The organism is Hyphomonas atlantica corrig. (assembly GCF_000682715.1).
GTDB classification, from domain to species: Bacteria; Pseudomonadota; Alphaproteobacteria; order Caulobacterales; family Hyphomonadaceae; genus Hyphomonas; species Hyphomonas atlantica.
Genome location: NZ_AWFH01000003.1, coordinates 1 through 25,719 on the forward strand (window position 1 = coordinate 1; position 25,719 = coordinate 25,719).

The 25,719-nt window shown below is 58.3% G+C and carries 26 protein-coding genes; 3 read left to right on the top strand and 23 right to left on the bottom strand.

The window, feature by feature from the left end:
- Positions 1-213 precede the first annotated feature (213 nt).
- Positions 214-1,404 carry an NAD(P)/FAD-dependent oxidoreductase gene (locus tag HY36_RS03785; RefSeq protein WP_035548762.1) on the top strand — a complete coding sequence of 397 codons (1,191 nt, stop codon included), beginning with the start codon at positions 214-216 and terminating at the stop codon, positions 1,402-1,404.
- Here HY36_RS03785 and HY36_RS03790 read toward each other — a convergent pair whose 3' ends face one another.
- From HY36_RS03790 to miaB, 20 genes are all read right to left on the bottom strand, one after another.
- Positions 1,405-2,367, bottom strand: a complete 963-nt coding sequence (locus HY36_RS03790; protein WP_035548764.1) for a hypothetical protein — start codon at positions 2,365-2,367, stop codon at positions 1,405-1,407. It lies immediately after the preceding gene.
- A 22-nt stretch (positions 2,368-2,389) separates the two neighbouring features.
- Positions 2,390-3,868: an oligosaccharide flippase family protein gene (locus HY36_RS03795; RefSeq protein ID WP_035548767.1), complete on the bottom strand. Its 1,479-nt coding sequence runs from the start codon at positions 3,866-3,868 to the stop codon at positions 2,390-2,392.
- Position 3,869: 1 nt separating this feature from the next.
- Entirely contained in the window at positions 3,870-4,868 is a 999-nt protein-coding gene (locus HY36_RS03800; RefSeq protein ID WP_035548770.1) for an aKG-HExxH-type peptide beta-hydroxylase, read from the bottom strand.
- 82 nt (positions 4,869-4,950) lie between these two features.
- On the bottom strand, positions 4,951-5,088 hold the full coding sequence (locus HY36_RS18330) for a hypothetical protein (protein ID WP_155841693.1): 138 nt from the start codon (positions 5,086-5,088) through the stop codon (positions 4,951-4,953).
- 223 nt (positions 5,089-5,311) lie between these two features.
- Positions 5,312-6,253 carry a tRNA pseudouridine(55) synthase TruB gene (gene truB / locus HY36_RS03805; protein ID WP_035548772.1) on the bottom strand — a complete coding sequence of 314 codons (942 nt, stop codon included), beginning with the start codon at positions 6,251-6,253 and terminating at the stop codon, positions 5,312-5,314.
- Positions 6,254-6,386: 133 nt separating this feature from the next.
- Positions 6,387-7,034 (bottom strand): DUF308 domain-containing protein, encoded by a 648-nt coding sequence (locus HY36_RS03810; RefSeq protein ID WP_035548775.1) that lies wholly within the window; start codon positions 7,032-7,034, stop codon positions 6,387-6,389.
- A gap of 90 nt (positions 7,035-7,124) precedes the next feature.
- Positions 7,125-7,529, bottom strand: a complete 405-nt coding sequence (gene rbfA, locus HY36_RS03815; RefSeq protein WP_035548778.1) for a 30S ribosome-binding factor RbfA — start codon at positions 7,527-7,529, stop codon at positions 7,125-7,127.
- Positions 7,529-8,050, bottom strand: a complete 522-nt coding sequence (locus HY36_RS17630; protein WP_051602491.1) for a hypothetical protein — start codon at positions 8,048-8,050, stop codon at positions 7,529-7,531. Before HY36_RS17630 ends, rbfA begins: the two co-directional genes overlap by 1 nt.
- 17 nt (positions 8,051-8,067) lie before the next feature.
- A complete protein-coding gene (gene infB, locus HY36_RS03825) occupies positions 8,068-10,623 on the bottom strand; it encodes a translation initiation factor IF-2 (protein WP_035548782.1) in 2,556 nt (851 codons plus the stop codon).
- Between the two features lie 60 nt (positions 10,624-10,683).
- Complete coding sequence (locus tag HY36_RS03830; protein ID WP_035548785.1) at positions 10,684-11,358, bottom strand: RNA-binding protein; 675 nt, start codon at positions 11,356-11,358, stop codon at positions 10,684-10,686.
- The gene (nusA, locus tag HY36_RS03835) at positions 11,333-13,099 is read right to left on the bottom strand and encodes a transcription termination factor NusA (protein ID WP_035548788.1); all 1,767 of its coding nucleotides are present in this window, start codon (positions 13,097-13,099) and stop codon (positions 11,333-11,335) included. The genes HY36_RS03830 and nusA overlap by 26 nt, the downstream gene beginning before the upstream one ends.
- Positions 13,096-13,695, bottom strand: coding sequence for a ribosome maturation factor RimP (gene rimP / locus HY36_RS03840; protein ID WP_035548791.1), 600 nt, complete (start codon positions 13,693-13,695; stop codon positions 13,096-13,098). Before rimP ends, nusA begins: the two co-directional genes overlap by 4 nt.
- A gap of 186 nt (positions 13,696-13,881) precedes the next feature.
- Positions 13,882-14,091, bottom strand: a complete 210-nt coding sequence (locus HY36_RS03845; RefSeq protein WP_035548793.1) for a cold-shock protein — start codon at positions 14,089-14,091, stop codon at positions 13,882-13,884.
- Positions 14,092-14,279: 188 nt separating this feature from the next.
- Positions 14,280-14,978, bottom strand: a complete 699-nt coding sequence (gene trmB / locus HY36_RS03850) for a tRNA (guanosine(46)-N7)-methyltransferase TrmB (RefSeq protein WP_035548795.1) — start codon at positions 14,976-14,978, stop codon at positions 14,280-14,282.
- Between the two features lie 33 nt (positions 14,979-15,011).
- The gene (locus tag HY36_RS03855; protein ID WP_035548798.1) at positions 15,012-15,437 is read right to left on the bottom strand and encodes a helix-turn-helix domain-containing protein; all 426 of its coding nucleotides are present in this window, start codon (positions 15,435-15,437) and stop codon (positions 15,012-15,014) included.
- Positions 15,438-15,476: 39 nt separating this feature from the next.
- The gene (gene lnt, locus HY36_RS03860) at positions 15,477-17,120 is read right to left on the bottom strand and encodes an apolipoprotein N-acyltransferase (protein ID WP_035548801.1); all 1,644 of its coding nucleotides are present in this window, start codon (positions 17,118-17,120) and stop codon (positions 15,477-15,479) included.
- Positions 17,121-17,123: 3 nt separating this feature from the next.
- Entirely contained in the window at positions 17,124-17,987 is an 864-nt protein-coding gene (locus tag HY36_RS03865) for a transporter associated domain-containing protein (RefSeq protein WP_035548802.1), read from the bottom strand.
- A 13-nt stretch (positions 17,988-18,000) separates the two neighbouring features.
- Positions 18,001-18,450: an rRNA maturation RNase YbeY gene (gene ybeY, locus HY36_RS03870; RefSeq protein WP_035548804.1), complete on the bottom strand. Its 450-nt coding sequence runs from the start codon at positions 18,448-18,450 to the stop codon at positions 18,001-18,003.
- An 11-nt stretch (positions 18,451-18,461) separates the two neighbouring features.
- A complete protein-coding gene (locus tag HY36_RS03875) occupies positions 18,462-19,439 on the bottom strand; it encodes a PhoH family protein (protein WP_051602499.1) in 978 nt (325 codons plus the stop codon).
- A 2-nt stretch (positions 19,440-19,441) separates the two neighbouring features.
- Positions 19,442-20,818 (bottom strand): tRNA (N6-isopentenyl adenosine(37)-C2)-methylthiotransferase MiaB, encoded by a 1,377-nt coding sequence (gene miaB, locus HY36_RS03880; RefSeq protein WP_035548808.1) that lies wholly within the window; start codon positions 20,816-20,818, stop codon positions 19,442-19,444.
- A gap of 156 nt (positions 20,819-20,974) precedes the next feature.
- Here miaB and HY36_RS03885 point away from each other — a divergent pair, with 156 nt between their 5' ends.
- Positions 20,975-22,699, top strand: a complete 1,725-nt coding sequence (locus HY36_RS03885) for an alanine/glycine:cation symporter family protein (RefSeq protein ID WP_035548812.1) — start codon at positions 20,975-20,977, stop codon at positions 22,697-22,699.
- Positions 22,700-22,776: 77 nt separating this feature from the next.
- On the opposite strand, the gene HY36_RS03890 is transcribed toward HY36_RS03885, so the two are convergent.
- Genes HY36_RS03890 through HY36_RS03900 form a run of 3 tightly spaced genes read right to left on the bottom strand, consistent with a single transcriptional unit; the run spans position 22,777 to position 24,643 of the window.
- The gene (locus HY36_RS03890; protein ID WP_081806033.1) at positions 22,777-23,244 is read right to left on the bottom strand and encodes a VOC family protein; all 468 of its coding nucleotides are present in this window, start codon (positions 23,242-23,244) and stop codon (positions 22,777-22,779) included.
- 2 nt (positions 23,245-23,246) lie between these two features.
- Complete coding sequence (locus HY36_RS03895; RefSeq protein ID WP_035548818.1) at positions 23,247-23,705, bottom strand: hypothetical protein; 459 nt, start codon at positions 23,703-23,705, stop codon at positions 23,247-23,249.
- 53 nt (positions 23,706-23,758) lie between these two features.
- A complete protein-coding gene (locus HY36_RS03900; protein WP_035549036.1) occupies positions 23,759-24,643 on the bottom strand; it encodes a methylated-DNA--[protein]-cysteine S-methyltransferase in 885 nt (294 codons plus the stop codon).
- A gap of 128 nt (positions 24,644-24,771) precedes the next feature.
- On the opposite strand from HY36_RS03900, the gene HY36_RS03905 reads away from it, so the two are divergent.
- Positions 24,772-25,719 (top strand): glutathione S-transferase family protein, encoded by a 948-nt coding sequence (locus HY36_RS03905; protein ID WP_035548821.1) that lies wholly within the window; start codon positions 24,772-24,774, stop codon positions 25,717-25,719.

The window sequence follows — 25,719 nt, forward strand, 5'->3', positions numbered from 1 at the left end:
CGGCGGGCGGTAACGCTCCATTCCGTAGCCACTACAAATCATCAGGCGGAGCGCCACGGGGCCCGCCGCGCTGTCGGTTCCGTGAGGGGCCGAAAACACGAGATACCCGGATGGTTGCGGCCAGTCCGGATGTTTGTGCTGGAAGCGACAGGACAAGACGTGCGCATGCCATCAGGCATGGTCGCAATCGGCGGAACGCGCTAAAGCGCGCAGATGAGCGACGCAAACCAGTTTGACACAATCGTGCTTGGCGCGGGGGCGGCCGGCCTGTTCCATGCGGGCCTTGCCGGCCAGCGCGGGCGGCGCGTGCTCGTTCTGGACCATGCGAAACGCCCCGCTGACAAGGTCCGGATTTCGGGCGGAGGCCGGTGTAACTTCACCAATCTGGAAACCCGCGCAGACCGGTTTCTTGGGCAGAATCTGCATTTTGCGAAATCAGCGCTTGCGCGCTACACGCCCTGGGATTTCATCTCTCTCATGGCCGCCCACGGCCTGACCTATACGGAGAAACACAAGGGGCAGCTATTCTGTGACCAGAAATCCGGCGCGATCATCAAGATGTTGCTGGACGAATGCGAAAAGGGCAGCGCCGAAATTCGCCTGTCTACGGAGATTTCCGGCGTCACCCACCAGGACGGCCGTTTCCTCGTGGAGACACGCTCTGGCGCCGTCAGCGGCCAGCGCCTGGTCGTCGCCACGGGCGGGCTGTCCATTCCCAAAATGGGCGCGACCGCCCTTGCCTATGATATCGCCCGCCAGTTCGGCCATGACATTGTCGAGACGCGCCCCGGCCTTGTGCCGTTTACGTTTTCGGGTGAGCTGGGCGAGAAATTCGCCGCAATTTCCGGCGTTGCCGCGCCTGTCATCGCCTCTGTGCCCGGCGCAAGGTTCGAGGAAGACCTGCTGTTCACCCATCGCGGCCTCTCCGGCCCGGCCGCCCTGCAAACCTCCTCTTACTGGACAAGCGGAGAGCCCCTCTCCCTCTGCCTTCAGACCTCGGAAGACATGAACGCCGCCCTGCGCGCCGCAAAGCAGGACAGCCCGAAACAGACTTTCGTGAAAGCGCTCGAAGCGCACGTCCCTGCCCGGCTCGCAGCACTGCTCGCAGAAGTCGGTCCCATCGCGCAGGATGCCCGGCTGGCGGACCTTTCCCACGCCGCCATCGACGAGTTCGCAGCTTTCCTGAAGGATTGGCGCGTCACCCCGATGGGCACCGAAGGATATCGCACCGCCGAAGTCACCGTCGGCGGCATCTCAACCGATGGCCTCAACCAGAAAACAATGGAAAGCCGGCACGTGCCGGGGCTCTACTTCATTGGCGAATGTGTCGATGTCACTGGCTGGCTTGGGGGGTACAATTTCCAATGGGCCTGGGCAAGCGCCCACGCCGCCGCCCTTGCCTGATCAGGGTGTCCAGCGCGGGCGCGGCAGCAGCCAGTCCCGCTTGCGTTGAGAAACAAGGTCCGGATGGTCCAGCGGAACGGGCTTGCCGCCAATAGGTGTATCTATTGCCTGCATCGCCTCGGCAAGGCGCTGATGAAACAGGGCATCTGTTTCAACACGTATCGGATACGGATGGTCCAGAATCCGGGAATTGTTCGGATTGGTGTTGATCTCGTAGACCTCCACCCGACCTCCAACAAGCGTGAAATCCGCCCGCCCGTATGAAATTCCTGCAGCCTCAAAATGTTTCTTCAGCGCGTCGGAATAGCGATTGTCCCGAACGGCTTCGTATTCGTCCTGATACAAATCGGCATCCGCCGCCCCTTCCTTGCCGAACTTTGCATGCCAGCTCTCATCATGCACCGACATGCCGGTGACAATTTGCCCATTCACACAATAGGCCGCCAGTTTGCGAAACAAGCCGTCCTTGATCGGTTCCGCGCAATACTCAACAAACATCAGGTCTGACTTGCAAAGGCCTGACGCAACCAGACGCTCCAGCGCCATACTGGCCTGCTCTGCATTTCCGAGCAGTTCAGTCTGCGTTCCGCGATGTGCAGAGCGCGTGCGCAGGAAAACCGGGTATCGGTCAGGCAGAGAATCGGTTTCGGCATCCCAGACGGCAAAACTGTTCAAGCCCCTGCGGTTCAAAACCTTCAACAAGGGAAGCCGCGTCAAGGCCGTAGCCGGATCGTTCAGAACCCGAACACCCGCGTCTGACAGGCACCGGAATGCCTTGGCTGCAAGCTCCCTTTGCCAGAAATCGAGCCGGTCGAAATCCGTGAACACATAAGTTGCTCTGCGAAGAGATTTGGACCGGAACATCTGATTGTACGAGAGCAAGTCGACCTTCGGCATTCCCGGAACGTCGCGAAGCTCCCTGACCGCATATTTATGCGAACCCGACGTCACAAAACAGATCATACGCGTCCCTCTTGCAATCCCCCTAGGCGGGCTCGACTGCACCGTCATGATGATTGCGGAACCAGCCTATTCCCTCCCGGATTTCACGAACCTGCCCGGCTCCAACCACGAACATGAGGCCAGTATAAGAAAGTATGCCTGAAATGATCATTACCGCTACGCGTGCAATTTCAGACCAGTGCGCTGGCATATGGAAATTCACCAGCAACACGATCGCAACCATTCCAAGAGAGGCGATAAGCGCGCGCCATCCAATTACAATCTGGCGAATTGCAGAGTACCCAGCCGCTCTTTGAACCAACCATGCCGAGACCGGCCATGTCAGGAATGTACGCAAAGCGATCAAAGTCGCGATCCCTGCAACTCCGTACGGCAAGAGCAAAGGTGCCAGAATGAAGAGAAACAGGATTCCGAGCGACAGGATGATCAGGGGAGACCGGCTGTCTCCCACCCCTCTGAGAATGGCGATGTTGAACGTGCCCGTTGCATCCCGAATTCCAAGCACCAGGAAAATCTGCAACGGCACCACCGCCGCTATCCACTCGTCCCCGATAACGAGCGGGATCAGGAGTGGCGAAACAATAGCCAGTCCCAATGTCGCCGGATAAATCACTGCGGTCGTCATTGCGAATACGCGGTCGAGCAATTCGTGAACTGTCCTCCGACTGGATTGCAGACGCGCAACCACATTCATCGCGATTTCGTTGAACGGCCCCATCAGGAGACCTGTCAGGCTTCCGGAGATTGTGCCCGCGATAGACAGCAGCCCTACAGCCCGCTCTCCCCCAACGAGGCTCAACAGGAAACGCGGGATGGCATCGTCCACATAGCCCAGGAAATAGGTTCCCACCGTATCGCGATTGAACGCGAACAGCTCTCGGAAAGCAGTCACGCTAACCGAAAATCCCGGCCGCCATTTCGACGCGTAGAAGCACCCTGCGACCGAAATGAGCGTACCCGCTGCCATGGAAATCACCAGCGACCAAACACCAAAGCCGAGAAGGGCCAGTACGAGAGCCAAACCCGTCGTCAGAAGTTCAGATGCAGTCTCAATCCAGACCAGTTTGTCGTTCTCAAGCTCTCGCTGCAATAGCGCGCCCGGCACGCCTTCGAGGCTACTGAAAAGCATGATCACGCTAAGCGCGGGCAAAACCTCCGCCACCGCTGGCGCACCTATCAGCGCGGAGATTGGCTCTGCGAGCAGGGCAATCACGACTGCGAAAACCAAGGTAAGCCCTGAATTCAACCAGAATGTCGTATCAAGGTGTACGTTCGTTATCTCGTCTCTCTGCTGAATGCTTTCGGTAAGGGGGGCCCCGACGAATACACCTGCAACTCCGAAGACCAACGCGGCCAAGGCCATGATGCCGTAGGGCTCCGGGCCCAGTATTCGCGCCATGACAGCGAACGTTGCAAGGCCAAATACGGCCGAGGCCCAAGAGTGCGCGAACATCCAGACGAGATTTCGAATGGCGCGTCGAATGATTTGAGACGTGCTCATGTCAGACGGGCTTCAACGCCCGGCCCAACCCATCCATGAACCCCATCATGGCTTCAAGGACAGCCCGGCCCGTTTCTGTCAAACGGCCCTCTCGCTGCACAATCTCTGCCGAGTCTTGCTGAATCGCGTGAGCTTCCTTGAGAATTTTCTTCAACCGGCGGCGTTCCAGCCAGCCAAAGTCGCCCGTCTCAAGCATTTTCCCGATCACCCAGACCATTCTTGCCGAGACAAACGACGCATGGAAGATTCCCTCCAGAGGTCGCTCGGTCTTTCTGATTGGCGACCAATATAGCTCCGAGTCCGGATTCTCGACGAGCATCTCACGCGTGCAGGCGCCGAACAGAGCGGCATGGCCCTCTTCATGCGCCAATGTGACGATCAAATCAGCAACAGACGCCTTACGCTCTGCGTTGAGTGCAACCGCGCCCCACAGGCGAAAGCACGTCCCTCCCTCGAATTCGAGCGCACCTTCTGCGGGGCCAACGAGGATAAGTTCGCCAAGCAAGGCGTTCATTTCATCATGAAGCTCAGGAACGTGAATCTGGATCCAGTCGATTGCTGCGGATAGCTTTGTTTCGAACTGGGTCGCCAGAACGCGATCTGGCTGGGTTACGCCCGCTGCACCTGTTTCAGGTGCTCCCATGAAGCGCTCAATCCGGCGTGTGTCAGTCTCTGAATGATCGCGACCAAGCACCGTAATCCGAGTTTTTTCAGGAATGCATTCCGATGACGCAATACGCTTCACTAGTTCAGACGCTGTTGCGATATCCGTCGCCTGCAACGCCTCCACTGCATCGTAATATGCGCCAAACACCGCCGCGGGAACTCGCATTCCTGACCTGGCTGATTGTGTCCAATTTTTGAGGTGCCGGGATAGTTCTGGATCCTCTGATTTCAGAACATCCGCAATATGTTCAAGGCTTTCGAACAAGCCCTCATGCATGACCTGATTGGTTCTGATCGCATCTGCCTTGTGTGGGATAAACCGGAACTGCGCCATGCTTGCATCTCCCGTCCTGCGGATCAGAGTGAGGTGTGCACCGCCTGCGAACAGGCAGTGCACCAATGTTCGTTCCGGAAAACTACCAGAACTTGAAGAAGAACTTCTTACCGCCGCGCTTTTTATTGCGACGACCGCCGCCCTTGCAGCCGACCATCGTGTCGTTTTTCTCGTCACGACGATTGCTGAAGCCAAGCAGCATTTCAGTCTTAAGGTTCATTTTCTACTCCCTAGAGTCCCACCACCATTGGCGGTGCCAACCATCTTGCAGATTCCATGCAAGTTTCCGATCTGATTCTACTAATTCGCGAATTTCCATTCGCGCGACTTCGCCCGACGCACGATTGGGCGAGGAAAATCAAGCGTCGGCAGGGAGATTGCCGAGCCTGGCGTCCGGAAAAGTCGAATACACTCTAGGTTTGGATTACTTCAGCAGGCCCAAATCAGGACATGAAAACCCGGCCTGGCTCGAATTGGCCGGCCCGAATTTCCCCCAGTGCAACCGCCTTGCCCTCGCACACCGCGATTGCAGACCGATCTTCAGGGTCTTCTGATTTCTGTCCCTGCCAAGCCTCGATGAGATGCGGGAGCAAAACAATGGAGCGGCCATGTCTAATGTGTCCGGCTTCTTCGCGCGTGATGTCCACACTTGGCACACCTTCAAGCACAGCATGGATTGGCTGCAGAAAGCCCATCAATGTCTCAGGATCTTCCGTTTCCTCGATGCGCGACAAGGGTATCGCTGTTGCTGCACCGAACTGTCCGACCCGCGTACGGCGCAGCTGACTGATATGACCTTCGCATTCAAGATCAAACGCGAGATCCCGTGCCATGGCGCGTACGTAAAAGCCTTTGCCGGACGTGACGTGAATAACGGTATGGTCTGCATCAGGCATACCGATGACATCTGCTGTAAAGACATCCACTTCGCGTGAGGTCAATTCAAACTCCTCGCCTTCCCGCGCGAGGTCATAGGCGCGTTGGCCATCTACCTTAATCGCTGAAAACCGCGGCGGAACCTGTTCGATTGTGCCAATATAGCCTTTCAGCAACTCTTCGACTTGCTCCCGTGTGGGACGAGCGTCAGACGTTCCCGTGACGTCTCCTTCGGCATCCTGGCTCTCGGTCGATACGCCCCAGCGAATGGTGAAGACATATTCTTTCCGGGCGTCCATTGCCCACTGCACGGTTTTGGTCGCTTCCCCGAATGCTATCGGCAGAATGCCATCGGCCAGTGGATCGAGCGTCCCGCCGTGTCCGACTTTTTGGGCGTTGTACTTTTTCTTGAGGATGGCCACCGCTTGGGTGGAGGTGATGTCGACTGGTTTGAAAAGGTTCAGCCACCCGGTGACCGGGTCGCCTTTGCGTTTTCTTTGACGGGCCAAGATACGAGACTTTCAGATTGCGCGGCCCGGCGGTTCGAACGCGGACGGCGGAGAGAGATTGAGATTAAGGCGGGGCCATACGAAGCGGGGTCAAACCCGTCAAGGCGAGAGGGTCAGCCCGAAATGTCGCGGATCAGGTCACGCTACGCAGATCACCTGATGGCTCGTCAAACAGAACTTCAGCTTCAGCCTTTGACGAGCCTCCCACCTCTTCTGACGACGTTACCTCGGAGGTAAGCTCGCGCGTCTCGTTTGGCTTGCTGATGTTCACGAGATCCAGGTCCAGATCGAAATCGCCTTGAACCTCCCGGTCACCGGAATCCATTTTGCGTCGCACAATGTCGCGAATGCGCAGCAGTACAGCGCGATTGTCATCCACCAGAGGAATCTGTCGCCCATCGGATGCGCCAATCACGAGCCGATAGTAGGGCTGCCGCTTCTTCATCCGGCGCGCGAACATTGCAGCACGAACACCGAGGATCACCGCAAGCACGGTCAGCACGCATCCGACGATCAGCGCGATCATGCTGGAGCCGCTACCGGGAAACAAACCTCCCCATGCAAGCGCGAGCAGACCAAAGAACAGGCTGATCACAAAGAACGACGCGTAGAGGCTCTTCGTGCGGCGGTTCGTTTCCGTATCCCAAGGCGCAAATTCCATAGATTCCACAGACATCGTCGCGATGCGCTGAATAGCAATCGTATCATCGCCGAGCTGTAGAGACGCTGGCGTGATTTCACCACGCCGCGCGCCTTCCATGTCCAAGGTCTGACGGTCCATCACGCTTGCCCTTGATTAAACTCAGAAAACGCTCGCAGCACGTGCTGAGTGAGTCAACTTACAACCTGTCCAGAGGCGTAGATTCGACTGTTATTCCGGATCGAGATCGCGCCTTACGCGAGGATCTGCCAGCAAGCGGTCGATTGCGGTGGCCTCATCGTAGGATTTGTCTGCGATGAAATGCAGTTGAGGCGTGAACTTCATGTCAATCTCGCGGCCGAGGCGCCCGCGCAAGAAACCCGCTGCGCGATTCAGGGCTTCGGCCAGTTTGCCGCGCCCGGCTTCACTATCATCACCCAGTGGGGAAACGAAAATATTGGCATGGCGCAAATCAGGAGAACATCGCACCTCCCCGACCGTCACGATGACGCCGACAAGATCCGGATCACGCAAGTCTTCCCGCGCAAGGATATCCGACACGGCATGCCGGATCAGTTCGCCTGCACGCAATTGGCGTTGACTGGGAAGTCCAGGAGCATTTGTTTTACGTGCCATCAGACACCTGCTTTCTGTTTCAGACGCTCAACAAACTGTTTGCGCGCCACTCTATCATTATCGAACCACGCGTCCGGGATCAGCAAGGGCTCTGCCCCCTGCACTTCAACGGTCGTGTATCCTCGGCGGGTTTTGACCGACACTACGTTTGCCCAGTCGATCCGAATTTCTACGCCACCGCGACGCACTTGCATGCGCTCCTCCAGCAGCTGGACGTCCATCTCCGCTCTGCCATCGCCCACAACGTCCCTTGGCGACCGATACGACCATCGAATGAAGATCAGATACCATGATATCCCGGCAAGGGCCGCCACGAGCGCGGACAAGAACCATTGCCAATAGGCGCTCAGGCCCACCATCTCTATCGCATTGCGCACCATCACCGACATGCTGGCAGAAATGATTGGCGCCGTAACGCCCGCATAATAAATCGCAGTCGGACCGACCGTCCCGCGTCTGGAAAGACGGATCAGGCGCTTCTGGTCTTTTTCGTCCAGAAAGCCGGAGATCTTGTCAGACACGGGCCTTCACCGCCGTCCTAGTCGAGCGACCTGGCGATCTCTTCAACCTGGAAGCACTCGATCTTGTCGCCGGGGCGAATATCATCATAGCGCTCAAACGCCATGCCGCATTCCATTCCGGCGTTCACCTCGTTCACTTCGTCCTTGAAGCGCTTCAGCGTCTTCAGATTGCCTTCATGGATCACAACGTCGTCGCGCAGCAGGCGTACACCACAACCACGAAGAACCTTGCCTTCGCTGATACGACAGCCAGCGACCTTGCCGACCTTCGTGATGTTGAACACTTCGAGGATTTCGGCGTAACCGATGAAGGTTTCGCGTTTCTCCGGTGCGAGCATGCCCGACAGGGTTGCCTTCACGTCGTCAATCAGATCGTAGATCACGGAATAGTAGCGGATCTCAACGCCTTCTTTCTCCGCCAGATCACGTGCTTGCTTGTTGGCACGCACGTTAAAGGCAAAGATTGGCGCTTCAGACGACTGGGCCAGAAGAACGTCGCTTTCCGAAATACCACCAACCGCGCCATGAATGACGCGTGCACGCACTTCTTCAGTTGAAAGCTTGTCCAGAGACTGGCTGATCGCCTCGACTGAGCCTTGAACATCGCCCTTGACGACAACTGGCAGCTCGGAAGTCTCAACCGAGCCATCCTTCAGCTTGCTGAGCAATTGATCGAGCGACGCGCGCGCTGCCGCGCCGGCCTTACCAGCAACCTGGCGCTTCTGGCGCACGCGGTACTCGGTAACTTCCCGAGCACGCGCTTCACTGTCGACAACAACAAACTCATCACCAGGCTCCGGCGCACCGTCCAGACCGAGCACCTCGACCGGAAGGGCTGGACCAGCCTCCTTGAGTTGTTGACCGCGCTCGTCGACCAGAGCGCGGACCTTGCCCCACTGAGCGCCAGCTACGACGATGTCGCCGCGCTTGAGCGTGCCGCGTTTAACCAGCACGGTGGCAACCGGACCACGGCCCTTGTCGAGTTGGCTTTCAATCACGGATCCGTCTGCCGGACGGCTTGGATTGGCTTTCAATTCGAGAAGTTCGGCTTGCAGAGAAATAGCATCCGTCAGCGCGTCCAGCCCCTCACCCGTCAGCGCAGACACCTTCACGGACTGGGTTTCGCCGCCCATGCTTTCGACCTGAACATCATGTTGCAGAAGATCGGTCAGCACCTTGTCCGGATTGGCATCCGGCAGGTCGGATTTGTTCACCGCAACGATGATCGGAACACCCGCCGCCTTGGCGTGATTGATGGACTCGATCGTCTGCGGCATGACGGAGTCATCTGCCGCGACAACAAGGATAGCAATATCTGTCGCCGTGGCGCCGCGTGCGCGCATGGCGGTAAAGGCCGCGTGGCCAGGCGTATCAAGGAACGTAATCCGTTCGCCAGATTTCAGTTTCACCTGGTACGCACCGATGTGCTGGGTAATGCCGCCAGCCTCGCCGGACACAACGTCCGTCTTGCGAAGGGCATCCAGAAGCGAGGTCTTGCCGTGGTCAACGTGGCCCATGATCGTCACGATCGGCGCACGTGGCTTCAGATCCTTTGGATCATCCTCAGCGCCTTCCAAGCCGATTTCAACGTCGGATTCGGAGACGCGCTTCACCGTGTGGCCGAATTCCTCGGCAATCAGTTCTGCCGTGTCAGCATCGATGATGTCGTTTCCACGGAGCATCTCGCCCTGCTGGATCATGAACTTCACGACATCAGCGACGCGCTCATTCATCCGCTGGGCAAGATCCTGCAATGTAATGGTCTCTGGCAGGGTGACCTCAATCGAGACTTTCTCACGCTGGTCGTTGCCGCCGGTGCGGCGCTCGCGCTCGCGTTCCCGCGCGCGGCGAACCGATGCCAGCGAACGCTGACGATCCGCATCATCGCCCAAAGCGGAAGAGATGGTCAGCTTGCCGCGGCGACGCTCACCGCCACCACCGCCGCGTGAGCCACGGCCCTGAGAATCCCGACCGGAGCGATCCCGATCGTCGCGGCCAGACTTGCCACGTTTGGCACGGCTTGGCGCCTCTTCAACCGGTTGTGCAGCCGCTGGCGACGCATCAGCCTTGGTGCGTGTCTTCTGTGACCGTTCGGCGCGCTCCTTGGCAGCAGCTTCCTCAACCTTGCGGGCTTCCTCTTCGGCCTTGCGACGGGCTTCGGCCTCTTCGCGTTCCTTGGCTTCCTGAAGCTTTTTCTCCTGTTCGGAGCGCAGGCGATCTTGCGCTGCTTTCTGGTTCTCTTCTTCCTTGGCGCGCGCGGCTTCTTCCTGCTTGCGCTCATAGAGCGCTTTCTGACGAGCTTTCAGCTCGTTGACCGTAATGCCAAGTTTCTTGGCTGTTGCGATCAGGCGCGCTTCCATCGAGTCCGCAGACGGTTTCGCTTTCGAGGTATCCCCTGCTGGCGCAGCAGACGAACCGCTCGGCCCAACTGACCGACGTTTCTTGGTTTCAACAACCACCTGCTTGGAGCGGCCATGACTGAAGCTCTGCTTCACCGTACCGGAAGATTTCCGAGAAACGGTGAGCGGCTTGCGTCCGCCCGTATTACCACCAGTGTCTTTCGTATCGCTCATACGTTCTTCATACCACGTTTCTTGCCGATGTGCGCCAATGCACTTCGGCTTTGTTTTCCGCTACCGATCCTGATCCGGGAACCAGTCCAGTTCGGGTCTTGCTCGAAATCCGGCCAGCCGCTGATAGGCCAGCTCTATCGTCTTCGCAAACGGACCCTTGCGGACGAGACCGTGTATCACACGCTCACGTCCAAACGCCATGCCCAATTCTTCGGAACTGAGCGCACCGGCAATTTTCACGTTGCTATATAATGCTTTGGCGAGAAAATACACCTTTGAACGGCCATCTTCTGCACCATCAGTGGCTTCCAGCAGCAAACCGGGCCGCTTCTTCTGCAGGGCTTCTCGCACCTGATCGAAGCCGAGAACAATGTCCCCCGCTTTCCTCGCCATCCCCATCAGGCTGATCACCCGCTGAAGCAGCAAATTCTCCACCAGTTCCGGCAAATCTGTCGGGACCGTGGCTTGTTGCTTGAATCCACGGGCGAAAGCGCCCTTGCGCATGGCAATCTCAAGCGTATCCCTGTCGGCCCGCAGCCAGACACCCCGGCCCGGCAGCTTGCCAAGAATATCTGGCGTCACAACCTGATCAGGTGACAGCACGAAGCGAACCATCTCCTCCTGTGAGAGATGGTCTCTGGACACAATGCATTGCCGGACGGGGCCTGCCCCGTCCGCAACACGGCCTTCAGTGTCGGTTACCCGCGCTTCACTCTTGCGGTGCGGCCTCGTCATCGCCGCCCTCCGCTGCCAGGGCATCGAGATCAAACTCGAGCTCTTCGAGGGCCTCATCCACCGCGTCCGGAGACGGGTTGCTGCCAAGTTCGCCGAGCGCCAGCAGCGCGCGTTCCTCTTCGGTCAGCTCAGGCTCTTCTTCCTTCGCTTGTTCAGCCAGCATCTGCTCAAGGGCGTCCGGCTCGATCCAGCCTGCGGCGACACGCGCGCGCATGATGAACATTTGCGCGTCATCCTTGCGCATTTCGCCCTTCTTCAGAACGCCTTCGACCCAGACCGGCTTTCCATCCGGGCCCGGCTCGCGCCAACCCGTGATGTCATCCGGCACGAGACCAGCCACATCGTCCAGCGTCTGCACGCCTTCTTCACCAAGACGCACGGCGAAAGATGGCGACATGCCTTCCAACTCCATGACAGCGTCTTCAACACCCAGTTCACGGCGCTTGGCATCGTTTTCGGCAGCCAGTCGCTCAAGGAATTCGCGAGCACGTTCCTGAAGTTCTTCGGCTACGTCCTCGTCAAAACCTTCAATCGTGATGAAGTCTTCCGGCGCCACATAAGCGATCTCTTCGACCGTCTCAAAGCCTTCCGAAGCCAGCAGCTGAGCCAGCGTCTCGTCGGCATCCAGCGCCTTCATGAAGAGGTCCGTCCGCTCCTGGAATTCGCGCTGGTAGCGCTCGGAGTCGGCGGTCTCTGTCACCAGGTCGATCTGCCACCCCGTAAGCTGGGACGCGAGACGCACATTCTGACCACGGCGGCCAATCGCCAGAGGGAACTGGTCGTCCGCCACAACAACTTCGACGCGGCGCTCTTCCTCATCCAGCACGACTTTCGACACTTCGGCCGGCTGCAGTGCATTCACAATGAAGGTCGCATCGTCATAATTCCACGGAATGATGTCGATCTTCTCGCCCGACAGTTCGCCGACCACAGCCTGAACACGCGCACCGCGCATACCGACACAGGCGCCGACGGGATCAATCGAGGAATCATTGGAGATCACACCGATCTTCGCACGGCTGCCCGGATCGCGGGAACATGCCTTGATCTCGATGACACCTTCATAAACTTCCGGCACTTCCTGCGCGAACAGGCGCACCATGAAATCCGGTGCGGCGCGGGACAGGAAGATTTGCGGACCCTTGGTCTCGCGGCTCACCTTGTAAAGATAGGCACGAACGCGGTCATTGGTTTGGAAATTCTCGCGCGGGATGCCGTCATTGCGACGGATGATGCCTTCGGCGCGACCCAGATCGACAATGACGTGACCGTATTCCACACGCTTTACAACACCGGAGATAACTTCGCCGACGCGATCCTTGTATTCGTTGTACTGGCGCTCGCGCTCGGCATCGCGCACCTTCTGCATGATGACCTGTTTGGCGGTCTGCGCTGCGACACGGCCAAAATCGAAGGGCGGCAGCTCTTCTTTCAGCTCGTCGCCAGCTTCCAGCGTTTCGTCCAGCTTCTTCGCTTCGGACAGACGCAGCTCCTTGGCCTCATCCTCGAACGCGTCGTCAGCGACAACGGTCTGAACACGCCATAGCGTCTGCTCGCCGGTCGTTGCGTCGATCTTCGCACGGATGTCGTGCTCTTGGCCGTATTTCGCTTTTGCGGCCTTTTCGATCGCTTCCTGCATGGCCTCGATGACAATCGTCTGATCGATTGCCTTCTCTTCGGCGACCGCTTTCGCGATCTGCAGGATTTCCAGCCTGTTGGCTGAAACGCCGATGGTGCTCATTTGACGTCTCCCGTCTCTTCGTTTGTATCGGTGTCTTCGTCTGTCTCGTCGATCTCAAGATCGCCGAGGTCATCTTCATCCGGCTGTGGCGGCAATGTGCCGTCTGCGCGAGCCGCCTCAATCAGTTCGTCCGTCAGGATCAGGCTGGCCTTACTCATCTCGTGAACGTGAGCCACCAGCTCGGTTTCGTCATCCAGCTCCAAATGCGCGCCGTCTTCATCCTCTCCGGTGATCATTCCGGAGAAGCGGCGACGGCCATCAATCGGTCGCACAAGTTCCACTTTGGCAGCATGGCCCACCCAGCGGCCAAAATCACCTTCCCGGGTCAGTGGACGGTCAATGCCCGGCGTGGAGACTTCCAGCGTGTACGCCTCCTTGATGGGGTCTGCCTCATCCAGCATCGGCGCGATGGCCCGCGAAAGGCTGGCGCAATCTTCGACATTCGTCGGGGCGCCCCCTGCCCTCTCAGCCATGATCTGGAGGTGCGGACGCCGCCCACCCTGAATGCGCAGGCGAACGATTTCCATGCCAATCTGCTCGGCCACCGGCGTGACGAGCGAAAGAATTTGGCGTTCCTGTTCGGTCAGAGCAATCATCTGAGGTGCGGACTATTCCAATAAAGAAAAGCGGCGGCCCCGTTTCCGGAACCGCCGCCGATATGTTTCGACTTGAGAGACGTATACCCCTGCGTGCGGCAGATGTCGAGCGTCGCTTGCTGTAGAACGAAAGACGGCGACTTCGTTCCCAAAGCCGCCGTCCTGAATCCTGTACGGATACGCGTCTTAGAGAATCTTCAGATCCACAGCCGAGGTCTTGCCGCGGCGTTCGTCCTTGTAGAGTTCGTAAGAGATAGCCTGGTCTTCTGCCAGTGTGCGAAGGCCGGAGCGTTCAACGGCCGAAATGTGCACAAAAACGTCAGAGCCGCCCTCATCAGGTTTGATGAAGCCAAAGCCTTTCTGGTCATTGAACCATTTCACTTTGCCAGTTGCCATTACTTGTAGTCCTTTACGTTAAGTAGAAGCGTCCCGGTTCGGGATTTGAACCAGATCCGCCTATCGAAACGGGAGGGAAGGAAAGTCATGGCCGCCGGTCTGACGGGGTCTTGATATTTCAGACCGACCGAATTCGATGCCGCTATTAAGCGCATGGGTGCGACAATCGGTCAAGTGAATGTCTTGTGTCAGCTGCGCACGAAGTCGAACCAGACCGGTGCACAATCACCCAATTGCTTGCTTTCGTACCGTGTCGTCAGATGGTCACCGGGAGGGCAGCGCCAGTCATCCGCCGTGTTCGCGTGCCACTCGAAACCGCCCTGCCGGAGGAACCGCAACAGCGCCTCATCTGCATAGGATTTCACATCCGTCGCAAACCGGACACGCGCGCCCGGACGGCAGATGCGATGGAGACTCTCGAGAAACTCCGGCTGGATCAATCGACGCTTCTGCTGGCGTTTCTTTGGCCACGGATCTGGAAACAGAATAAAGGCCCGCGCAATGGACTGATCCTGCAAAGACGCCATCACGGGCCGCACATCGTCCATGACCAATCGCACATTCTGCAGCTGGTCTGCTTCAATTCCTGTAAGAGCCTTCGCCATGCCTTCAATGAATGGCTCGCAGCCAATGTACCCAATATCTGGATTTCGCCCTGCCTGACCCACCAGATGCTCTCCACCGCCGAAGCCGATCTCCAACCAGACATCACGATCATCACCGAACAGGTCTCTGCCAGACAGTGTCCCGTCTGCAGCCGTTGGGACGGCCAGTTCGGGTAGGCGTGTATCGATCAATGATTGCTGGCGGGCCGACAGGCCACGGCCCCCGGTGCGGCCGAATGTGCGCAATGGGCGAGACTTGTTGGCGGCGTTTTCTTCGGTCATGGCGCTGTCAGATGCACCAGCACCGGGGCGGGATCAATCCTCGTCCTGCTGCTTGCCTTCAAAGGCTGTCGCGGCGGCCTGCACTGTCGCCAACAGCGATTTCCGGAGAGAATGATCTTCAATCTTCTGGAATGCGGCAATCAGGTCGAGAACTTCAGACGTCATGACAGGCGCGTGAACACCTTCGCTGTCTTCGGCCACACCGGAATCGCCCTTTGCGAAGAACGTCTCCGCGCCGTCAAAGAAATAGGTTATGGGCACGCCCATGGCACTCGACATCTCGAACAGGCGGCCAGCCGAGACTCGATTGACGCCTTTTTCGTATTTCTGGACTTGCTGAAAGGTCAGGCCAAGCAGATCCCCAAGTTTCTCCTGGGTGAGCTTCAGCTCCTTGCGTCGCCACCGGATGCGCTGGCCTACGACCCGATCAATGCCGCTAGGAAGCTTGTTATCGGCCATATTCCCCCTTCCTGTCTGGGTATTCTCCGTGTGCTCTGTCTATCTTCGCCACGTAACGAAGGCCAGACCCGCAAATAAGAACAGGCTGAGCCAGAAGAGCATAAGACCGATTCGGGTTTGAAACAGGGTTACCCTCTCGGGGAGGGGCAGCTTTCCACGGCCGAAGCTGGTATCCCAACCGCTTGGCGCATCCGCCACAGGCGCTGCGCGCAACACCTCGCGTCCTCGACCGTCCACAATGCCCGACGCGCCGCGACTGGCAACGCGTGCAAGCGGCAACCCCGTTTCGATCGCGCGGTATCGGTTCTGCGCATAGTGCTGTGCGGGGCCCATCCCACCGCCGAACCAGGCGTCATTCGAAATCAGGACCAGCCAATCGGCCCGCGCGCCAATATTCGCGCTGCGTGGAATGGAGGGGTAGAGCCCCTCATAGCAGATCATCGCCACGAATGGGGGAATGTCCTCCGCGAAAATAACGGCCGGCCCCGGACCTGGTCGGAAGCCATCGCTCGCCATGCGCTGGATTGCGCCAGGCAAAATGCCGGACAAGGCCTCCCCGAAAGGAATGATCCGCGTTGCCGGCAACTCACCGAAAGGTACCAGACGATGTTTGTCGTAAAGCGCGATAGGGCCAGACCGGATCGCGTTCTCATCCATGACGGTCAGGCTGTTGTAATAGTCGCGCGTGTCCTTGCCGGTTATCTCGTATCGCGTCGTCCCGGCGATCAAGTCGCGACTGCCAAGATAGGCTCCCACCGCGTCCAGCGCATTCGCATCCTGCAGGAGTGTTGTTGGCAGCGCGCCCTCTGGCCAGAGGATAATATCGCCCGGCTCACCTTCCTGATTTGCCAACATGCGCAAATATTCGATGAGGATCGGGTCGGGGCCAATCTCCCATTTCTCATCCTGTGGCACGCCGGAATCCATCAACACAACTGATTGCTCTGATAGCTCCGCTGGCTGCGCTATGCGCTGTGCGCCCCAGGACCATCCAAGCGCAACAAGGATCACCGCCGCAAAGGATGGTGCAATGCGGACAGCCAATTGACGAGACTCGCGCGTATCCACCAGAGCGGCGGGCGCAGACATAACAAACACGGTCAGCAAGGTCAGCCAATACACGCCGCCTATCGACGCGCTCTGAGACAGGGCCCCACCCGGCACCCAAGTCGTACCCGGCAGGTTCCAGGGAAACCCTCCAAACAGGTGTCCTCGCACAAATTCTGCCAAAGCGAAGAAAAGCGCGAACACAAAAATGCGAGAGGGCGACGACGACCAGAAGGCCCCCGCCATGGCGCCGAATACTCCCCAGATGATCGCCATGCCACCGGGCAGCAGGATCAACGGCATCCATAGGAAAATGGCGTGCTTTTCAGGCTCCACCAGGAAGGGAGCGGCCGTCCAGTGCATGCTGATGAGGAAAAAACCCGTTCCGAAAGCCCAGGTGCGCAGGAACACAGCCCTTCCCCACCGGCGATGACCGCGCGCGCCATCCAGCATCCAGATCAGACCCGTGAATGAAATCACCAACACGGCGCTGAAATGAAACGGCGCAAACGCAACAGCCGAAAAGGCACCCAAAAGCAGGCTGGTGATCACGGCCAGCCAGCCTGTCAGGCGCGCAAAGGCTTCATGCAAGGGTCCAAGCGCCGTGAACCCATGGCTACGCACAGCGTGGCTCATGATTTACTCCTGCGCAGCAGGCGCGGGCTGTTCGGGCGTTCGCAGCCGCACACGACGAATGCGCCGGGCGTCTGCATCCATGATCTCGATTTCGACACCGGCCGGGTGCTTGAGCACTTCTCCGCGCACCGGCACTTTCCCGGCCAGCGCGAAGGCGACACCGCCGAGCGTGTCGAAATCCGTGTCGTTGTCCTCAATGGCGAGATCAATGCCCGTTTCCTCTGCAAAATCGTCGATTTCCGTCCGGGCGTCCGCTTCCCAGATTCTCTGGCTGCGGCGAACGAACATAGCCTCTTCATCATCGTGTTCGTCTTCGATGTCACCGACGATTTCTTCAACCAGATCTTCCAGACTGACGAGACCATCCGTTCCGCCGTACTCGTCTACGACAAGCGCGAGGTGAATACGGGTGGACTGCATTTTCACAAGCAAATCAGTCAATTTCATGGAGGGCGGCACATACAACACGTCGCGGTGCAGCCGCTCCAGCGGACGCTTGGCTGGCTCCTCCCCCTTGGCCAGTTCGCTGACCACATCCTTGATGTGTACAAAGCCAATCGGATCATCGAGAGATTCACGAAACACTGGCAGGCGGGAATGCGTCACTTCCGCGAAGTATTTCAGCAGCTCCGGAAACTCCATCCCGACTTCAACAGCCTTGATTTCAGCACGCGGCACCATGACGTCGTCCACACGCAGGTCTTGGAACTCTGCGAGCCGCAAGCGCATCTCGTTCGGATTGTGCTGGGGCATCTCACCATTTGCCTCGGGAGACACCGCCTCCACAGGATCAGTTTTCCGGCCGAAACCGAAAAGGCTACGCAATCGGCCGCTTGGCGGCGCATTAGAAGGGTCGGGGTCGCTCATAGCCTCAGATGATTCAGTCGGTCGAATATGGATTATCTATGCCCAGCGATGCAAGCGCCTTTATTTCCAGACCCTCCATCTTCTCGGCTTCGTGATCGGTTTCATGATCATGGCCCAGCAAATGCAGATAGCCATGAATGAGAAGATGCGTCAGGTGATCGGCAAGTGTCTTGTTCTGCGCAGTAGCGTCTTCTTTCGCAACACCCAGAGCGACGGCAATATCCCCCAGCATGGGTCGGTCCATGGGATCCGCTGGAAAGGACAGCACATCCGTCGGCTTGTCCTTGCTTCGGAACTGGTGATTCAAGCTGTGAAGCACATCATTGTCAGCCAGCAGAAGCGCAACGATACCCTCGGCCGGCTCCACCTTCACGGCAGCATCGAAGGCAGTCTGGCAGACAGATTCCAGATCGGGAATCTCTGACCACGCGTCCTCTTCGACTATCAGATCAAGTTCGACCATGCGCCCTGCGCTCAACCCTCGCCATGCGCGGCATATGCATCAATGATGCGGCTGACGAGGCCGTGACGCACGACATCCGCTGCCGTCAGCTTGTGCACATTCACACCCTCGACATCCGACAGGATCTCAAGTGCGTGGCGCATGCCAGATGGTTGGCTGCCTTGCAGATCCACTTGCCCCGGGTCTCCTGTGATCACCATTCGGCTGTCCCGACCCAGGCGCGTCAGCACCATCTTCATCTGCGGAATGGTCGTATTCTGAGCTTCGTCCACAATGACAAATGCATTCTTTAGTGTGCGTCCACGCATGAAGGCGAGCGGCGCGACTTCAATCTCCCCGCGCGCCATGCGGCGCTCCATCTGTTCCTGCCCCATCAACTCGCGAAGCGAGTCCCAGATCGGCAGCATGTAGGGATCGACTTTCTCTTCAAGTGTCCCCGGCAGGAAGCCCAGCTTTTCCCCCGCTTCCACTGCGGGTCGTGTCACGATCAAGCGCTGACGCGCCCCGGACAGAAGCTCTGAAACACCGGCAGCAACTGCCAGGAATGTCTTGCCAGTACCCGCCGGCCCGACACCAAAGATCATTGCATTGTCAGGATTTGCCAACAAATCGATATAGCGTGATTGTCCACGCGTCTGCGGTGTTATCGGCTTCTTCAGGGAGCGGAATGTACCGAAGGTCTGTTGCGGTGTTCTCGCGGCTTCCAAAGCGCCATCCACATCCATGTCCGAGATGTCGGCACCTTTTCGCAGGCGCCGCTCCAGCTCAGCCAGAACTGCCTCAGCGATGGATACGCCTTCGGCTTTCCCGACCAGGAGAATACCGCCACCCTGACTTTCCGCTTTCAGCCCATATTCATCCAACCGCGTCTCCAGCAATTGGAGATGACGATGATGCGGCCCGCACAAATCACGCAGGGTTTCTGCGTTGCTGACCTCATAGATACGGCTGACCGGCGCCTCGGGCGAGGCAGATGGACGACGTTTCACGCTCAAAGGGCAACCTCTCTTGCCCGGATCAATTCACCAGATAGCGAACTCATCGTCGCGCCGTTAACTTTCACATCCACAATCTTCCCCGTCAGTTCAGCTGGCCCATCGAAATGCACCGCCTGCATCCAGGGCGAGCGACCATGCGCTTGGCCTTCCAAGCGTCCCCGTCCAGTTACCAGAACTGGCACGGTCTGTCCGATCTTGGACTTGTTGAATGCGGTCTGCTGCTCACGCAGCAATTTCTGAAGCGCCTGCAGGCGGGCGTCTTTGACGTCTTCTGGTACGTGTCCAAACATTTCCGCCGCCGGGGTGCCGGGGCGGGGGGAGTATTTGAAGGAATATGCAATCGCGTAGTTCACATCACGCACCAATTGCATCGTTGCTTCAAAATCTTCGTCGCTCTCGCCTGGAAATCCGACGATGAAGTCAGACGCCAGCGCAACATCTGGCTGAGCTTCGCGCACCTTGCGAATAATTTCGCGATACTCGTCTGCCGTGTGGCCACGGTTCATGGCTTTCAGAATCCGGTCCGAGCCGGACTGCACCGGCAAGTGCAGGAAAGGCTGCATTTGTGCCGTGTCACCATGCGCCGCGATCAGGTCATCATCCATGTCACGCGGATGGCTGGTTGTATAACGAATACGTTCAATGCCGCCGATCTTGGCAAGGTGCCGGCAAAGCTGTCCCAAGGTCCAGTCTTCCCCGCCCTCTACCTGAGGAGCTGCGCCATGAAACGCATTGACGTTCTGACCGAGCAACGAAATCTCGCGAACACCTTGCGCCGCCAAATTCCGCGCTTCCATCACGATATCGTCGACCGGGCGCGACAGCTCAGCGCCGCGCGTATATGGCACAACGCAGAAGGTGCAGAACTTGTCGCAACCCTCCTGCACCGACAGGAAGGCCGTCGGCCCATCGGCTTCACGCGTCTTCGGCAAAGCGTCGAATTTTTCCAGAGTCTCGAAATCCGTTTCGAGACGATCCCCAACAGCGCGGCTGGCCCGCGCGATCATCTCAGGCAATTTGTGATAGGCTTGTGGGCCCAGAACCAGATCGACAAGCGGTTGGCGACGCATGATTTCCTCGCCTTCGGCCTGTGCCACACACCCAGCCACAGCGATTGTCATGTTGCTGCCGGTGTTCTGCTTCATCCGCTTGAGTTGGCCGAGCTCTGAATAGACCTTCTCAGTTGCCTTCTCGCGGATATGGCACGTGTTCAACACGACAAGATCAGCCGCCTCGGGCGTGTCCACCGGCGCATAGCCGAGCGGACGCAATACGTCCCGCATGCGCTCGGAGTCATAGACATTCATCTGGCACCCATAGGTCTTGATAAAGAGACCCTTGGTGTTCTGTTTCGCCTCTGGAGTATTCATGGGCGGGCTTATGCCTGAAAATGACTGCCGCTGCCAGAACCTTGTGCGCCTCGCCTGCAGCCACGGCAATCCTGTGCCATCCCTGCGACAAAAGCTTCACACGGCCCGAAAGCTGGCTAGTGTGCGGCCAAGCAATCAAAGGAGCCGGGGAGGCCCATGGATATCATCAAACTCATCGAGAACATCTCTGGATTTATCTGGGGGGGGACCTGGGGAGACGACGTCATCATTCCGGGCCAGATTGGCCCACTCGCCGTGGTCCTTCTAGGCACGGGCCTGTTCATGATGGTCCGTTTGGGCGCGCGTCCCGTGCGCCGTTTCGTGCCTGCGCTGGTGGAAGTCTGGCAAGGCCGCAAGGCTCAGGGCGAAGATGGCGCCATCACACCGTGGCAGGCGCTTTCGACCGCCCTGTCGGGTCAGGTCGGCACCGGAAACCTGGCAGGTGTGGCCACGGCTATCACTCTGGGTGGACCCGGCGCAATCTTCTGGATGTGGGTTGTTGCCCTGTTCGGCATGGCACTCGCCTTCTCCGAAAGCTCTCTCGCAATCAAATATCGCGAAACGGACGAGTATGGCCGCATCAATGGCGGCCCGATGTACTATATCAAGAACGGTCTGGGCAAAGGCTGGGGCTGGCTCGCGATCATTTTCTGTCTCGGAACCCTGTTCTCCGCAATGGCGACCGGGTCAATGATTCAGGCCAATTCCATCACCGAAGCCGCACTGGAAACAGGTTCACATCTCGGCGTCAGCATTCCGAACTGGAGCGTCGGCATCCTGCTTTCTGTTCTGGTGTTTGCGGTCATTATTGGCGGCATCAAGTCGATTGGCTCCTTTGCTGGCAAAGTCGTGCCTGTCATGGCTGGCCTCTATGTTCTGATCGCCTTCCTTGTCCTTGTCGTGAATGCAGACAAGGTGCCTGGCGCCTTCATGCAGATCATCGGCACAGCCTTTGGCTGGAAGGAAGCCGCCGGGGGCGCAGCAGGTTACGGCGTCATGCAAGCGGTGCGCTACGGTATTGCCCGCGGCTTGTTCTCCAACGAAGCCGGTCAGGGCTCCGCCCCGATCGCGCACGCAGCAGCTCAGACCAAGAATCCCGTCATGCAGGGCGAAATCGCCATGATCGGCGTGTTCATCGATACGATCATCATCTGCACCATGACCGCGTTGGTCATTCTGACAGTACAGGGCGACTTCAAGAAGAGCCCCGCCCTGATGGCAGCGAATGCGTGTTTTGATGCGGGCATCGAAATGCCGATAAACCCGGACGCAACCGACGGCGCGAAATATGGCGTATCGGACCTGTTCCCGTCCGCGTATGAAGACGGGCGCGAAGCGAAGATCGCGGCTGTGGGACCAACTGCCCAATCCTACCTCTTGGCCTGTCAGGCGTCGGGCAAGGTTGACGTCTCTCAGGAAGCGCTCGACGCGTCTGGCAATCCTGAGATCCTGATGGATGTGGACCATGCCTGGGAAACGGACGCGAATTCGGCGGCTGTCACGACGCGCGCCTACGCTGCCGCCATTCCGGTCATCGGGCCCTGGATCGTGCCGGTTGCACTGTTCTTCTTCGCCTTCACCACCATCATTGGCTGGTCTTATTACGGCGAGCAGGCCGTGACCTATCTCATTGGCGAATGGGCGACACATCCATTCCGCTACATCTGGGTTGTTGTCGTGTTCCTTGGCACGGTGGCCGCAGCTGATTGGCTCTGGCTACTCGGCGACATCGCGAACGCCTCGATGGCTTTCCCGAACCTGATCGCCATCCTGGCGCTTTCGGGCGTCGTAGCTGCCATGCACAAGTCGAACGGAGATCCTGACAAGGGCCATCCGGTGCACGACTATCGCGAAGAGTCGCGCCACCCCGAACAGGACTAGACGCGACATACAACCAAGACGATAAAGCCCCGCCTGGTTCACACCGGGCGGGGCTTTTCTATTCCACTTTGTGCCGTCTACCAGACGCCGATATTCTCTGCGCTGGCCCAAGGTTCTTTCGGGGCAAGCGGCTCGCCCTTCTGAAGCAGTTCAACCGATATCCCGTCCGGCGACCGGATGAAGGCCATGCGGCCGTCACGCGGCGGACGGTTGATCGTCACACCGAGATCCTGCAGGCGCTCGACCGCGCCATAGATATCGTCGACAAGGTAAGCGAGGTGGCCAAAATTCCGGCCACCAGAATACTCTTCCGGGTCCCAATTATAGGTCAGCTCCACCATCGGGATGTCGGTCTGGGTCGGGTTTACCCCTTCTGGCATCCCGCCCATGCGAGCCACATCTTCAGGTGTCGCCAGAAACACCAGAGTGAACCGCCCGGCTTCGCTGTCCATCCGACTGACTTCTTTCAGCCCCAGACCCTCGCAGAAGAATTTGAGAGATGCATCAATGTCGCTGACGCGCACCATTGTATGCAGATATTGAATGCTCATGACTGGCCTCCGTTAAGGTCCCGAATGACTTGTTTGAATGTGGGTGGCATCAGCGCATAGTAGCGCCGCATCGCGATCGCCAACAGGCCGATCGTCACGAGCATGAAGGCAAGAAACACGGAAAATGTGTGAATAAGCGTTCCGGTCTCAAAGACTGGGGACTGCCCACTCAGCCGCCAGAATGTCAGCCATAGCTGGTTGAAGCCGGCGACAAATGGCCCGAGAAGTCCGAATACGATGACCGCACAGGCGAAGAAATAGGTTGCGGCCCTCGGCCCTTCGCTACGCAGATAGAGATCTGTGAACTCTACCTCGGTCACATCCTCCGGAATCTCGCCCGATGCCTTGCGCACCGCTAAAACTTCCGGGGCGAAATCGCGCGCCTGTTTCCAACGCCAAGCCAGATGACCGCCCCAGGCAACAAGCGCGGCAAGAATAATCAGGAATGCGAGCATGAGCGTTTTCGGTCCGGGATCTGCGGCGGAATGCCGTCTGCCCGGCGCCTGTATCAGGCCGCGCAGGCACGTTCGAGGGTCAACATGGCACGCTTGCGTGCCACACCCCAATGATAATTATGAAGCCGACCGTCCGCTGCAAGGGCACGGTGACAGGGAATAAACCAGCTTATGGGATTTGCACCCACCGCCGCCCCAACAGCACGTGCTGCCTTGGGGTTACCACTCGCCTTGGCAAGCGCCCCATAGGTCGAGACGGTGCCCATCGGAATATCCAGCAATGCCCGCCAGATCTGCCGCCGGAATGGCGTGCCATAAAGTGCTACGGGCAACGGCTCGCCTGCCTCGAATACACGGCGTGCCATCTGTTCGGCCTCCGCATCATCGCGCCGGATACTCGCCCCCGGATATCGCCCAGCCAAATCTGCAAACGCATTTTCTTCCGTGCGCCCCTGATGCTCGAATCCGGTCCTCTCAGGTGGGTTCTCATCGATAAAGCCAAGCGCCACCAATCCTCGTGGGGAAATGAGCCAAGCCCCTTCTCCAAAAGGTGTTGGCGCGCGTCCGAGTACAAGGTCCGCTCCCTTGCCGCCTGCCTTCGCTTCTCCAGGGGAAAGCCCTTCGTGCGCGATGAAGAGATCGTGCAATCGTCCCGGCCCAGACAGGCCTGTTTCCAGAGTCGCATCCAGTACACTTGCCCCCTCTCGAAGCAGGTCACCGGCTGCCGCATGTGCCAGAGCGGATTGGTATTGCTTCGGGCTTATCCCCGCCCATCGAGTGAACTCGCGCTGGAAATGACTGGGTGACAAACCAACGGACTTCGCAGCCGTCGCCAAGTCTGGCCATTCCTGCCAAGTGTCGCCCAAATAGGACAGGGCATCTGCCATGCGCTCATAGGCGACAGCGCGCTCATCAAGGGAGTGGGAAACAGTCATCATGAAACATGAATGCCGCGCTACAAACTCAAGTGCCACCCGTTTCTTGCGGCACATCTCACCAATTGAGACTTCCCAGCCCAACAAAAGCCCGGCAAGTATAATCCGTAAAAAGTCCTGGGAGACATAAAATGGCTGATGCGCGCAGTATTATCCTGCATGAGTATCCAACCTCACCTTATGCAGAAAAAATCCGGCTCGCATTGCGCCTCAAGAATTTGGCATACAGTCGGGTAGAGATTCCGGTCATCATGCCACGGCCTGACCTAATGCCTCTGACCGGCGGCTATCGACGTACGCCTGTAATGCAGATTGGCGCGGATGTCTTTTGCGACACAGCGATAATCCTGCGGGAGTTGGAGGCACGCTATCCAATGCCTGCGCTGAAGCTGCCCGGCCATGAGGGGCTGGCCCAGATGGTCGCGGGCTGGACCGATGGTCGATGGTTCCAAAGCTCTGTCGCCGTCATCTTCGGGGAAATGGGTGACAAGGTCCCGGAAGCCTTCAGGAAAGATCGCGAAGCTCTTTCCGGGAGACCCTTTGACGTCGATGCGATGAAGGCCGTCGCGCCGATGATGCGCGATCAATGGCGTGCGCGCCTGATGCTGCTGGAAGAACGTCTGCAGGGCGGGCAAGGCGCCGGGGCCGGTATCTACCTTGTCGGAATGAAGCCCGGCCTGGTCGACATCCACGCCTATATGAATGTCTGGTTCATGCACCAGAATGTGCCGGATTTTGTCGCCAAATGCTTCGAAACTGCCGATCTGACAAAAGCGTGGTTTGAGCGACTGCAGGAATTCGAAGGACAAACTCCGGAAACGATTACGTCCAAAGACGCGTTGGAAATCGGGCTGAATTCAGCACCTCGCCTGGTCGCCGCGACGACGCGCAATGAACCACAAGAGTTTGCCCCCGGAGAGAACGTAGCTGTTGCCCCAGACGATTACGGTCAGGTCTGGGTGGAAGGTGAACTCGTGCATGCAGACTCTCAACGCATCATCCTGCAACGTACGTCGCCAGAGGCCGAAACGGTTCATGTTCATTTTCCTCGCGCCGGATTCCTGGTGCGCCGAGCCTAG